Genomic DNA, 13,661 nt, shown 5'->3' with positions numbered 1-13,661 from the left:
CCATTGATGGCCAATTCAGTTTTACCTGTTAGTTTACTGTAATCATCAAGGGCTTGATGTAACTTCTTACTTTGTTCTTCAGTTGGCATACCGAGAAAGTATACTTGTTCATCAGATGTTTGTATCTCATTTAGCATGATATCATTACTAGTCGCTAGGATGGTTTTCAACAAGTCGAGTTCTTTTGCCTTAGTTGCTTTGTCATCAGTTGAAGCAGTAGGGGTTTCAGTCTTACCTGTACCATCAACAGCAGCTTGGGCTGATTGAACGGTTGCTTCTTTTGTTGCAACGTCAGCATCTGCTGCATCTTTTTCACTTTGTGCCGTGTCAACAGCTGGTTTAGCAGTTGCGGCAGTTGCTGTTTGATCAGCGATTTTATCATTAACAGCCTTTGTTTCTGTCTCATTTGCTTTTTGTTCTGAAAGATTTGTTGCTTGGTCAGCTGTTGTTGCAACATCTTTAACAGCTGCTTTTGCGGTATCTACGTTAGCTTGAGCAGTTGTTACGGCTTCATCAGCTTGATTTGCTGTGTCTTGTGCAGTAGCTACTTGTGTTTTAGCATCAGATACCACTTGACTTTGTGCATCAAGAGCTGGTTTAGCAGCATCAGATGATTGCGCTGTTTCAGTCTTTGGTGCTTCAGTTGTGACAACTGGTTTATCAGGCGTATCAGCTTTTGCTTGTGTTGCTTCATCAGCAAAAGCTGGTGCACCAACCGCTGCGATCGCGAGTGCAGTAGTTGCTGCAAGGGATTTGAGTGTTTTGTTCATAGTTGTGTTTTTCTCCTTTTGGATATTTCTAACTACATTTTACCCCCCCCCCCCCCGATTTTGTCAAGTGATTTTAGGTTTTTTTATCTTTTTATGGGTAACAAAAATCAAATATCTGTAAAAGCCTATTAAACCAAGCTTTCAAAATTCGTTTTCATTGAATATAGGTACTTATAATCTAATCTTACAAACAATGGATTACCATTAGATTACCAAAAACTCGTTTTCGGAGTTTATGTTATTGAGAAACTAGAATAGCAATGTTAATGATGAAAATCAATTCGATAGATTAGATTTTTTGTCTCTTAATAATTTTTCAATTTTATCAACATAATATTTCCAATACAATAAACCAATGATTGTAATAGGTATTCCTAGCAAAACAAAATGGACTGCTATAGTAAAACTCAAACCAGTAACCAGCATATATGCTATTTCAACTATACTAGATATTAAAAATATAGTAAGTATTTGGATATAGATGTTTTTTTGAAATTTAATGGAGTATTTAAATAATAACTCTAAAGCAAGCACCTCTACATATCCGAATACTATGAATACAATCATATTGATCCAAGACGTTAAACTTGAATTTATAAGAGTAAAATATAGATTATAGATTGCACCAATGCAAAGCAAGAGTAGAAGTTTTTTTAAGTATTTCACCACTAACCCTCCAAGTACTCTAAAAATTGTTTTTTATATTTTCGAGAAACCGTTAAGTTTTGACCATCTGTTAATTCGATGATAAATTTTCCATTCAGAGAAGGATAAATTTTTTCTACAACTAATATATTAACAATAAAAGATTTACTAATTCTCACATATAATTTGCTGAACTCTTCTATCTCATACAACTTATTTTTTAGACGCAAAGTGAGATTGTCAGCATAAGCAAATACCTTATCACCAATACCTTCAAAATACAGCACATCCTGATAGTCGCATTTCCCTAATATATCTCCATAAATGTCATTTTGTCGATAACCAACAACGACATGTTCAGTCTGTTGAATATTATCTTTAAAGAAACTAACGATCTCTTCCTCACTAAAATTTTCAAAAAGAAATGTTATATTTTTCGCCTCTGCTGATCGTACGTTTAAAGAGACTGGTAAATCAATCCAATTGGACAACATTTTCTCTAATTTAGATATATTTCCAAAGTACTCGTTTATTTTCAAAAAAGCCTCCTAATTAGCCTGCTCCTTTTTCTGTAATAAGATATAGATTCCCAAGAAGCATATCATATAAATAAAGAGAATAGTTTCAGATCTAACATCAATACCTTTATTTTCTAACAATCGCCACCCCAGGCGAGCGTAGTTATATGATGGCAAGAAAGTTGCAATCTGAGAAAGAAATTTGGGCATAGCTGCCACTGGCATCCATAAACCACCTAAAAAAGAAAGTACTAAATATGTTATGGTTCCGATTGGTTGAGACAAACTATCTAATCTACCGATTAGCAAGGCCATAATTAAAAACACAACACTTCCAGTATTTAATGTAATTCCTATATTAATCGTTTCAAGTACTCCTAAATTGATTCCTTTATAAAGGTAGGCAATTACAAACATAAGGAATGTAAAAGCAACCGAGATCAACAAATATGAAAATACATGACTAATTACATAATAAATAGAATTAACTGGAGATACTTTCAAATAAGTATACCATTTTTTCTTTCGTTCATCTGCAATTTTAGTACCAAGGAGATTGATTGCATTCCCCATAATACCAAAAGCAATCATAGAAATTAAACAATACTCTGACCACGGTACACCGTTAACATTAGCATTCTTAGGAAAAATCGCTGTATATATAATATAAAAAATAACAGGCAAAGCAATGATGAATAATACATATTTGGTATCTCTAAAAACCCTTTTTATATCTAACCATATTAAGAAGAAAAGTCTACTCGATTGGAACATTTTCTAATACCTCCATAAAATATTGACGTAGCTTACTTTGATTCTTTTTTATAATCGAAATAGGAATTTTCCCTACAGATACTACTTCATCTATCATTTGATACTTAAATTTTATTTCAGAATCAGTCTCTTCAAAACTAAATTTTTTAATTTCTTCTAATTGTTTTTGAGTTATTTGACTCTTATCTACTGAATATGATGAACGTTTTTCGATTTTACCCTGAACATTAGTCATTTTACTATCTAAAACTAATAGCCCCTTTGACAAAATAAGTACTCTGTTACAGAATTCAGAAACTTCCTCCATATCATGACTAATTAAGATTATTGTCAAATCTTTACTGAACGAAAACGTGTTTAACGTCTCCCAAAATGCTTTTTTTGATACGACATCCATCCCTACTGTTGGTTCATCCAATATAAGCACTTTAGGATTATTAATTATCGCAGTAGCAAATTGAACTCGTCTTTGTTGTCCACCTGATAAAGAGTCACAATATTTATTCTTTACTGTTCTTAAGTTAACACTATCTAAAACACTTTCGACTGATTTGGAATTGGTTGAAAAGCGCTTCACCATATCTAACCATTCGTAGACCTTCATCTTCTCAGGCATAGAAATTTCCTGTAACATAACCCCAACATCAGATTTAATCTCGAAATTCCTCTTAACCTCCCCAATCTTGAGAAAGTATACCTAAAATTATTTTTATTAAAGTGGACTTTCCTTCACCGTTCAAACCCAAAAGTCCAATGATATCACCCTTGTTCACAACCAAGTCAACACCTTTTAATATTTGTTTATTTTTGAATGATTTGGTAATATTTGATATTTCAAAAACATTATTCACTTTAATCACCACCTAACATCAAAATTATTTTATTAACAAAATCTCTTTGAGCAGAAGTAAATTCGGGAATATTACTCTCAATAAATGCGTCTGTCAAATATATTGCGCACAAATCTTCTTTAAATTCTCGCACTCCAGTATCATGATTTTCACAATAATCATAAGCTCTGTAAATAGCAGTTAGTTCATCAATAATATAGTCATAACAATTTGGAACTGTTTCATTTATGGAGATAACGATAAAAAAACTCTACATATTCTCTATGATATTTACAAAAGCAAAATGTATAATAAATACCCGAATTCCTCAACTTCTTCAATCTTTTATTAATATGATTCGAAAAATTTTGTAAGAAATAAAAACTAGAAAAGTTGGGAATATCTGAAAGTGCTAACTTGATATATGAATAGAAGAAATCGACATCATTATAGCTAAGAACTCCGCCACTTGAACTACTTGTTAATTCAGAGAAATCTGCACAATTTCTAGAGAAATCTTCACTTTTTTCAATTTGATTAGAGATTGTCATACAACTCATTGAAGATAATACTTTATAAAACCACTCTTTATAACTTTCAAATGGAACATTCCCTCCTCGTTTATAGTTTGTACAAATAATTTTGTTCAACAAATGACTGATGTTAGAGCTAATTAAAGCATTCTCTTGTTTTATTTCTGACAAAGCAAAATAATATGAATCTTCTGAAAACCATAAGTCAGAAGCAATAATTTTCACAAGTTCCTGTAAGTATATGAGTGGGTTCAAAATTTTAAACTTTATGAAGTCTTCTGTTGTCACGTTTGATATTATTAGTATAACTCCATCAATAAAATTTATGTTCATTTGGTCTATAAGTTGCAAAAATCAACATATAAGATGCACAGGAGTTTGGGGATTCTCCCCAAAATTAAACCAAAACATCAGTTCAAAAGTGTCAGTTTGACCTTTGCTGATAGTTCTATTTTTACGATAGTGTGTATGCACTGTCTGAGCTCGCAAAGTCCTAGTATTATATTCTTAGATGAACTCTAGATTTCCCGTATCAGACACGGTGGCTGACATTGTCCGTACAAGGATTTTTAATGACTACATGATGTCATCAAAATGACTGGATGACTTTAGATACTTATAGCCGTGCTACAAAATCAGGGGAAAAACAATCCATTAAAAAGTTTGCAGATTACCTCAATAAAGCAAAATAGCCATTCTAGCTTAATCGCTCTTAAAACTAGGTCTTAACAGATTACCATTAGATTACCCAAAATCTGTTTTCGGAGCTTATGTGGTTGAGAAAATCATGTATTTACTTTACTTTTTTGTAAGTTCATTTTATAATGTATATACAAAAGGAGGTAGAACCATGAATGTTATCTTGAGAAAAACTGGAAATAGCACTGTCATCACCATTCCCAATAAAATTAAAGAGACACTCGGAGCAGAAATTGGTGAAGAAATCGAATTTATCACTTCGGGGAATAATGTCATCATTCGTAAAGCCGAACCAAAATTTGATTTCGACAGAGAACTAGAAAAAGCAATGAACCAATACGATGAACTCTTGAAAGAATTGGTAGATAGATGAAATATCTAACTGCTGAAGATATTATCAAAATCAATGTCATGGTTATTGGCAAATATTCTCCCAAAGAACCCGTTGGAATAGCTGACCTTAATAGCTTGCAGATGATTGTTGAACAGCCTAAACAAGAGATTTTTGGAAAAACGCTCTATCCAGATATTTACAGCAAGGCTACCATTATTTGGATAAATTTGATTAAGAAACATCCTTTTTACAACGCCAATAAACGAACTGCTGTTCTTGCATTGCATATGTTTCTGGCAATGAATGGCTATCAATCCCATCTCTCACTAAGTGATGGTTTGGAAAAGACAATTGAAATTGCTACATTTCAGGGGGACTTCGAAGAATTAAAGGAAACAATGATTCATTTTCTCAAACAAGATGGAAATATAACTAAATTATAATTAAAAAGCGGTTGTCAACTTTTCGTTGAAGACCGCTTTTTTGTAGTCTACTTGTTTTAGTAAGTATACTTTTTATTCTAACTTATATCATTTCTTTAGACAGATCGCTATAATATTCACGCTTTAATAATGGGGGTTCTATGTTAACCTGATTAACTTTCGAATCAACATATTTCAATTTATCTCTAATAATCGAAAAGAACGTTTGACTTTTTAAACTTAGAAATTTTGTATTTATTGCGTCGAACATTTTTTCAAAACCTTTTCATCAGTTTCATTTTTGAGGATATTAAGCTACAGCTATCATTATAAGCTTGACTGAGACTTTACTTAAGCTCACTAGCTTACCCCTAAAAATAATCACATATCTTCTAGAACATCTAATTATCAAAAAAGAAGTTCTAGAAGCTTATTTATCGTGGTTTCCAACAGTACAAAATAGTGTCATCAATAAACTAAAGAAAGCTTAACAAATAATAGAAAATGAGTTCCCACAACCTGTGAGAACTCATTGGATATAAAAACAATTTGTCTCTTCAATCATACTACCAATATTTTATACATACTGCAGTATTTTCGATGAAAAAGATGCATTATTTCTTCTTATCTTTTTTCAATTGTTTTGGTGATACAAAGCAAGTTGTTCTACTGCTTGACACCTTACGAATAGTAGGTTTAGCCATAACAATTCTCCTTTCCTATTAACTACAGGTATTCTACCATCTTTTGCTAAATTACTATAAAAACGTATCATATCCATAACATCAAGATTCTAGAGTGATTATTTCATCTTTTAAACGCAAATAAAGATCTTCACAATCAATAAAATCCAGGAACTCAGCACACCGTTTCATAACATCTAGGGCTTTGTTATTGCCATTACTATAACTATAATAAGCTTTATTATATTTCAAAAGAAGTTTTTCATACATGTCAGTATCTAAAATATTTAATTTATCTAAATGTGCAATATATTTTATTGCAATATCATTTCTTCCACGAGAAATTGAAAGATTAATAACATTTAAAAGCATTTGATGTATTTTTCTTCTATTGTTTGAATTACTGTAATACAGCTGTGTTCGCTTTAACATCTCCGAAGAAAAAGTATCCAGAGTTTCAATAGATAAAACACCAGCAGTATTTGTAAATAGCCATAACTCATACCTTCCCCATTCCTCAACCGAAAATAGATATTCCATAAGATATGTTATTTCATGCTCTGTCACTGTTGTATCACTATTACAGTAAGCCATTATAGTTTTAATAACAATACAATTTAGAGTATGCGTTCGTAATTCTAGTGAATCTGACGCTTCATCCATAAGCTTTCGACTACAGGCTAACATCTTATTCAATTTTGCCATATTCTTAGACACATAAGCTTCAGATAATTCTTCTGATAAACGAACATCATTTATTTGATAATAACTATTATAAAGGTACTGAAACTCTTCAAGAGAGACATTCATTCTTTTTAAGGAATTCAAAAAAACATCTACTGTTAAATGAGATTCATTTCTCTCAAATCTTGAAAGTTGCCCCGCAGAAATACATTTACCAGCGGCCTGTCTAAGTGACACTTGTTTTGAATTTCTTATTATTTTAAAAACTTTTCCTGTTAAATTTTTCATATGTTGTATATCCGTTACAAAAATATAGGTATGTGACTCATATTATATAATAATACAAAATAAAAAATCAAACAAGAGGAGAATCTAAAATGAAAATGACGTTATTGTCACAGTCCCTTATCGTCCTAGCAAATATTTTAATCATTATCACTATGTAGTTTTGAGAGAAATTGGAGGTTAACAATAATGTTTCTATTTAAATTTGAAAGTAGAGAAATAACAGACTTAGAAACTTTGGAAATCTATGAGGTAGATCCAGACTCTGCAAATATACTACACTCTTATTTAAAAGGTAACTTACCTGAATCAAAAAATGAATCACTACAAATTATTCAAAAAGCTTTACAAGAGAATTGTATCCATCTAGATGAGCTACAATTATGGACTGAGGATACATTTAGATTAAACACACCAATAGTTCATATTATTCAAAATTGTAATAGCCCATGTACAATTTGTGATTGTTGGAAAACCAGAGAAAGAAACATTCGTACTGCAGAAGAGCTTTATCCATCATTCAAGAAAATGTCAGAATATGGCGCAAGTTCCATAATGGTATCTGGAGGTGAACCTACACTAAATCCTGAACTAGAGCAAATTATTGATGATATTCATTCTCTAGGTATGGGAGTAGAATTAAATACTAACGGAACCCTATTATCTCGAAACACATATTTATATCAAAAAAATATAGAGGCATTAATCGTCTCTGTAGATGGTTTCTCTCCTGAAGAATATAAACAAATTCGAGGTATTAACAAATTTGAAACGGTTTGTCATAATATTATTGAATTCAAAAAGTATTCACCAGAAACTATCGTAGGAATTCGTGTTACTTTAACAAAGTATACATTAAATCAGTTAGATAAGTTAATTGATTTATGTAAAAAGTTAGACATTGATAGTGTCGGGTTCAATCCTATTGATGTTACATCATCTAGCTTTTCTAGAAATATGAATTTCGAGCGTTCTATGCTATTAAGAAACAGACTATTTCCCGATTTAGATTATCTCAATGATTTTATAGCTTCCTTGGAAAACACTGAATCAGACAATTATAAAATCATTGAGGAAGCCAGCTCAAAATCATTATTTTCTTGGAATGTTTCACAGTTTAAAAAATGTGCAAATTACTATAAAGGAATATTAACATCAAAAGAAACGCTTAATTCATCAGAACCTTGTCATTTTCCAAATTATTCACTAGTAGTTGACTATGATCAAACTATTAAACCTTGCTTTTATGCTCCTGCATTTTCAACTTTAAAAGATTTTCCAAATGACACATGGGACTTAGCAAAAATAAAGGAACATCTCCGCAATACTGGGATATGCAAAGGATGTAGGGGGAAAGTTTTCTGTGGATAAAAACATTTTTCAATTATCTTATATTTTAAGAAGCACCGCTATGTCTATGCTTATTCTACCTATTTGGTGGGTAAATATACAAAAAATACCATTACAACCTTATCTAACAATTGCAGCTATAGTACCAATAATATCTCTAATTTTAGATATCCCATTTTCATTTATCTCAGACAAAGTTGGATTGAAAATATCATATTTTATTGGCTTAATTATCTTCTCCATTTCATTTTTGACTCCTCTATTGCTCTCTGGTCTAGCATCATATATTGTTTTTACTATTCTATCAGTACTAGCAGACAGCCTGATAAATGGTGTCGAGATTGCAATTATTAAAAGTATCTCAGGTAGTGGTTTTTCCGAATATTATTCAAAATTATCCCAATCATTCTACTTGTTTACAATCCCTCTCTTCTTTATAAGTGTAGTAGCCTATCAATTTAATACTTTACTTCCATTAATTATTCAATGTATCACCATCTTTCTATCAGCAATAAATGTATTACAAATTAAGATTATAGATGATTCAATACCAGAGGTTCAGACATATGAAGGCTGGTCATTGAAAACTACTCCAAAATACTTTATTATTCTTTGCTCAACTATTTTTATTTATTCTGTTTTTGATGGCGCCGTACAATTTCAAAATAGAAGCATACAGTTACTTTTATCCGATAATTTACTTATACTATCATGCTTATTTGCCTCGGGGAATATAATATCATCAGTGGGATTAGGAAGGCGAGTTTATAATTTCATTAACAATCGTACCACACCCTTCAAAATTACTATAATTACTCTCTTCTTCGCTATCTCATTATCTTTACTTTCCTTAAATAAATTAATTTCTATCATCATAGGATACATCGTCATATCTTTAATAAAAGGAATATATAGACCAATTATGAGCGAACTTTACAGCAATCTTCAACCTAAGCAAAAATGGAAAGCTAGCTGGTTTAGCTTTCTTTCCGTAGGTAGTGGCATCATTTTGATAGTAACAAATTTCTTTTTTACGCAATTCAGTAGCCAATTACAATTACTAGAGCTTTTATGGGCATTACTAATTTTGGGAACTGGAATTGTCGTTTCTCTTGTTATTTGGCAAACCAAAAAACTTGAACTTGACTACCATGACTCAAGCTCACTATCAAATAAAACTACTACATTAATAATTGATTTAATTAAATCAAAGTTAAATATACGGCAATCCTATCCCATACAACATGCCTTATATAATAGTGTATCAGAGATAAAAGAGATACAAGAAACAACTACACTACCAGTTGCAAAAATTATTAATAATGACGATAATTCATTGACTTATCAGTATTTCTCTGGGATTAAGTTAGAACATTTAGATTCTGATCAACAACAGGATATAATAACTAATCTTGTTGAACGACTAAAAACTAGAGAAATAGAGGATACTACCACTCAATATCCTTGTAGTTGTATTACATTAAGCCATGAAGACTTACATCCAGGAAATATCTTAGTATCAAACAAACAATATAAAGTCATTGACTGGGATTTTTCTGGCATGGGTTATAAAATAACCGATGAAATCTCTCTTTTATTTCATCCCAAACTTCATCTGACACTTAATGAAAGATTTAAATATCTCGCTGATATAGCTCAGTATCATTCGGATGTTTGCCCAATCAAATTAAGTTTATACAAAAATACTGAATTTGTGGAAGCATATTTAGATAATAAAATTAAAGAGATTTCTAATTGGAATTCCACTTCAAAATACACCAAAGATCTTAAGGATGAATATCTAGCCTTATTAATGGAGGTAAAAAAATTTGGCAATACCATTAATCATTAACACTTATTGTAGTGCCGGATGTAATCATTGTCCATTTAATAAAACAGGTACTAAGATTAAAAATCCTGAAATAAATGATAAAGAAATCTATATCATTACAGGCGGAGAGCCTCTGGAAGATCCTCTACATCTAAAGAGTGTCATACATCAACTCCAATCAAAAAATTCATATTTTAGATTAGCAACAGGAGGACACATTAGAATAGCCTCAATTCATAATATACTATCAAATGCATCTAACTATTTGGGTATAAACATTGGAACAGACGTACTATTAAGAAATGACTCCACTGATTTACAAAAAATTTGGTTAGAAAATTGGGAACTTTATGGGAAACTATCGAATACATGGCTAACAATAACCTTATCTTATGATATTGAATTATCCATAATAGAAAAATTAATAACTGAGACTAAGCCTCATAAAATTTTACTCAACGAAATAGAGGATGGATTTAAAGACTACATCAAATATTTTCGTCTATTAAAAATGAAGTTCCCCTTTATAATATTTATTGAAGGTTATAGAAATGAAATTTAAAACAGATACTTTAAATATTCCAAATGGTTTTGGCAGTGCAAGCGGAACAATATTCCAAAAACAAATCTTTTTTATTGATTTTGATGATAAACGTCCCTACTCATTTTGGGAGGTAACATATAGCCCTTCCATGGGAACTGATTCCAGTAAATTAGAAAAAAGTTTATTAAAATATATGGATAGTATGCATACCTCTAACCCTATTATTATAAATCATATTTCATGGAGAGATTTTTTAATTTCAAGAAGAAATGTTACCAAAAAGAAGATTCGTCTTTCAGGTATTGAGATAGATTTAACAAAGCAAATTACCTTGATGCCAAAAGTCGATTTTTTAAGAATAAAGGCTTATAAAAGTGCTCCAAAATGGATTTTCAAATTGGACACCATACCTCAAACACTTATTATTGATTACAATAATTCTAGTAATCTTGATAACTTAAGTAGAGACGTAGCACAAATCCAAAGTCAATTTCCTGATACTAAAGTTTACTTAGAACAACCTTTTGAAAACTTTGAAAACTACAGAAATAAATCTGAATTTGAAAAATGTCATCTAATATTTGATAGTCATAACTACATAAACAGGGTCAAAAATAATGACATTAACAAAGATGATATTTTTAACTTCAAAATTGGTCGCAATAGTGTAAAGGAATATGAGTATTTAATAAAAAATAATTATAATATTATTTTTGGTAATGTCACCTCTTCAAAAATCGGTCAAGAAATTTGTAATAAGTTGTCTGAAAGATTTGCCAATTTTGAATTAAATTGTATTGAGATAAAAAATTAGTTTAACCCTAAAGAAGGTTTTTAGATAAGGGGGGTGGGATGTTCCCCAAAATAAAATTAAAGCATCAGCTAAAAAGCGTCACTTTGACCTTCGCTGATGTTTTTATTTTTGGACAGTGCGTATACACTGTCGGAGCTCGCAAAGTCCTTTTGACATTTTAAGGGCATTGCCATACTTTATACGGTGCCGTACAAGGATTTTTCACGACTATATGATGTCATCAAAATGACTGGATGACTTTAGATACTTATAGTCAGGCTATAAAATCAGGTGAAAAGCAATCCATTAAAAAGTTTGCAGAATATCTTGACAATGCTAAATGAAGTAGATTTATTGTTCAACTTCATAATTACTCAAAAACCAAGTCTCGAAAGATTACCAAAAGGATTACCAAAAATCTGTTTTCGGAGCTTATGTAATTAAGGAAATTGTCCATTTAAAATTTCTTCGTTTTTCTTCGTTTTTACTTCATTTCTAATTTATAGTACTGACTACGATCCCTTGTACTAGTTCCATACCAAGTTAAAATCTTCTTGTCACGCAACCCTTTTAGTAATTTTGACGAATATGATACACTTCGCCCCAATAATTCTGAGGCTTTTTTTGTGGTCATCTGTTCACCAGTGTTATACATATACTGGAGTAATAATTTCTCATCTACGCTTAATTTGCTATAATCTTCAACTTTATTCTCTAAAGAATCCCTTGTACGTAATGTTCGACTGGTTATGCTATTCTCTAACGTTAACACTACCTTATTACCTGGTTCTGAATACTTGGGCTCATGAAGAAAAGCTGATTCCATCTCAGAATAGATACGCTTAACACCCTCGTTCATTTCACGAACCCAACCAAATTCAGTCAGGGTTCTCGCAATCCTAGGATTTCTTGAAAAACGTTCATGTTTGATATTCTCAACCGTTACAATATTTGGTAACTTACCTGGACTGTGAATCTCTAAGCGATCATCGAACATTAAAACACGAATATGATCTCCATAGACAGAATAATCACGGTGAGTGACGGCATTAACAATACCTTCAAACCAAGCAAAATCAGGATACTCAGACAAAATTTGAAACTGACCATTGTCATCTAGATACTAGAATTCTCGAAGCTGTGTACGGATAAAGTCCCTAACCTTGGTAATCAGAACTGGCAAAGCATCATCAAAAGTCACTTCCTTGATAACATTAAAGCTACTTCCTGTTCCCATATCCGTCCCATCAAATCGTTGGAAACGAACACGTGCTTGAGGGAAAAAAGCAGAAGGATACTTCCCAAAAAGTAAAATTGCTGCTTTAGTCAATTTACCATTAACCAAGAATCGTCTTGCTTTAAGAACTTCCTCCGTGGAACAATCTGATAAATCAAAGTGACTTTTGAAATCCTGAACGATATTTTCGTCAATATCTTCCAAGGTCGCATCCAAAACAACTTCATCTTCAAAAAAGCGTTGCCCTTTGTCATAGCTAAGCTGTGTTCATTGCTCATAACTTAACTTTATTGACTCATCACCTTGACGAAGATAAACATCATCATTCGGTGCAGCAATGACACGATTGGAAGATAATTCAACAGAGATAATCAGAATGAGATCAGCTTCTCCCTTGTGATTAACCACAGGGATTTCCTCAAATGATAAATCCAGCGGAGTCTCACGCATCTCACGGTCAATTTTCTTAAAATCATCAATCGGATAAGCTCTAGCGTCCTTGAAACCTGTTATGATATTTCCTTGTTTCTCATCCTCAATACCAATAACCAACTGACCACCATCAGCATTGGCAAAAGCAATTAAATGCTTGAGCAGTTCTGACGGTTTTTTACGTGCAGATTTTCTATCTAAGTATTAGCTTTCTAATGAGGATTGGTAGTAGGATATTCTTGAATCATGTATTTCTCCTGAGTCATATTCTTTTTACATTATAACACATTAGAGAAT

General features: G+C 31.7%; 12 protein-coding genes and 2 pseudogenes. 6 read left to right on the top strand and 8 right to left on the bottom strand.

What is annotated here, in order from left to right; translation table 11 throughout:
- The 6 genes and pseudogenes from NXS10_RS08100 to NXS10_RS08075 form a co-directional block, all read right to left on the bottom strand.
- A pseudogene (locus NXS10_RS08100) lies at nt 1-770 on the bottom strand (hypothetical protein); the annotation flags it as partial.
- Nucleotides 771-1,438: 668 nt separating this feature from the next.
- A complete protein-coding gene (locus tag NXS10_RS08095) occupies nt 1,439-1,954 on the bottom strand; it encodes a LytTR family DNA-binding domain-containing protein (RefSeq protein ID WP_259139337.1) in 516 nt (171 codons plus the stop codon).
- Between the two features lie 9 nt (nt 1,955-1,963).
- The gene (locus tag NXS10_RS08090; protein ID WP_259139336.1) at nt 1,964-2,707 is read right to left on the bottom strand and encodes an ABC transporter permease; all 744 of its coding nucleotides are present in this window, start codon (nt 2,705-2,707) and stop codon (nt 1,964-1,966) included.
- The gene (locus NXS10_RS08085) at nt 2,691-3,323 is read right to left on the bottom strand and encodes an ATP-binding cassette domain-containing protein (protein ID WP_259139334.1); all 633 of its coding nucleotides are present in this window, start codon (nt 3,321-3,323) and stop codon (nt 2,691-2,693) included. Before NXS10_RS08085 ends, NXS10_RS08090 begins: the two co-directional genes overlap by 17 nt.
- Nucleotides 3,324-3,375: 52 nt before the next feature.
- Complete coding sequence (locus NXS10_RS08600; RefSeq protein ID WP_259139332.1) at nt 3,376-3,558, bottom strand: ATP-binding cassette domain-containing protein; 183 nt, start codon at nt 3,556-3,558, stop codon at nt 3,376-3,378.
- Nucleotides 3,559-3,779: 221 nt separating this feature from the next.
- Nucleotides 3,780-4,358 (bottom strand): hypothetical protein, encoded by a 579-nt coding sequence (locus tag NXS10_RS08075; RefSeq protein ID WP_259139330.1) that lies wholly within the window; start codon nt 4,356-4,358, stop codon nt 3,780-3,782.
- Nucleotides 4,359-4,920: 562 nt separating this feature from the next.
- Between NXS10_RS08075 and NXS10_RS08070 the strand changes: the two genes are divergently transcribed.
- On the top strand, nt 4,921-5,142 hold the full coding sequence (locus NXS10_RS08070) for an AbrB/MazE/SpoVT family DNA-binding domain-containing protein (protein WP_259139329.1): 222 nt from the start codon (nt 4,921-4,923) through the stop codon (nt 5,140-5,142).
- A complete protein-coding gene (locus NXS10_RS08065; RefSeq protein WP_259139327.1) occupies nt 5,139-5,546 on the top strand; it encodes a type II toxin-antitoxin system death-on-curing family toxin in 408 nt (135 codons plus the stop codon). Before NXS10_RS08070 ends, NXS10_RS08065 begins: the two co-directional genes overlap by 4 nt.
- 764 nt (nt 5,547-6,310) lie before the next feature.
- Here NXS10_RS08065 and NXS10_RS08060 read toward each other — a convergent pair.
- Nucleotides 6,311-7,180 (bottom strand): helix-turn-helix domain-containing protein, encoded by an 870-nt coding sequence (locus NXS10_RS08060; protein ID WP_259139325.1) that lies wholly within the window; start codon nt 7,178-7,180, stop codon nt 6,311-6,313.
- Nucleotides 7,181-7,366: 186 nt separating this feature from the next.
- On the opposite strand from NXS10_RS08060, the gene NXS10_RS08055 reads away from it, so the two are divergent.
- The 4 genes from NXS10_RS08055 to NXS10_RS08040 are packed head-to-tail and all read left to right on the top strand — an operon-like array spanning nt 7,367 to nt 11,716.
- The gene (locus NXS10_RS08055; RefSeq protein WP_259139324.1) at nt 7,367-8,548 is read left to right on the top strand and encodes a radical SAM protein; all 1,182 of its coding nucleotides are present in this window, start codon (nt 7,367-7,369) and stop codon (nt 8,546-8,548) included.
- A complete protein-coding gene (locus NXS10_RS08590; RefSeq protein ID WP_259139323.1) occupies nt 8,541-10,379 on the top strand; it encodes a phosphotransferase in 1,839 nt (612 codons plus the stop codon). Before NXS10_RS08055 ends, NXS10_RS08590 begins: the two co-directional genes overlap by 8 nt.
- Entirely contained in the window at nt 10,357-10,920 is a 564-nt protein-coding gene (locus NXS10_RS08045; protein ID WP_259139322.1) for a hypothetical protein, read from the top strand. Before NXS10_RS08590 ends, NXS10_RS08045 begins: the two co-directional genes overlap by 23 nt.
- Complete coding sequence (locus NXS10_RS08040; RefSeq protein WP_259139321.1) at nt 10,910-11,716, top strand: hypothetical protein; 807 nt, start codon at nt 10,910-10,912, stop codon at nt 11,714-11,716. Before NXS10_RS08045 ends, NXS10_RS08040 begins: the two co-directional genes overlap by 11 nt.
- A gap of 463 nt (nt 11,717-12,179) precedes the next feature.
- Here the strand turns inward: NXS10_RS08040 and NXS10_RS08035 are convergent.
- Nucleotides 12,180-13,601: pseudogene (locus tag NXS10_RS08035) on the bottom strand (ATP-binding protein).
- Between the last annotated feature and the right edge of the window lie 60 nt (nt 13,602-13,661).

The organism is Streptococcus sciuri (assembly GCF_024814375.1).
GTDB classification, from domain to species: Bacteria; Bacillota; Bacilli; order Lactobacillales; family Streptococcaceae; genus Streptococcus; species Streptococcus sciuri.
Note: the sequence above shows the minus strand (reverse complement) of the source record. Positions and strands in the feature narration are given on the sequence as shown.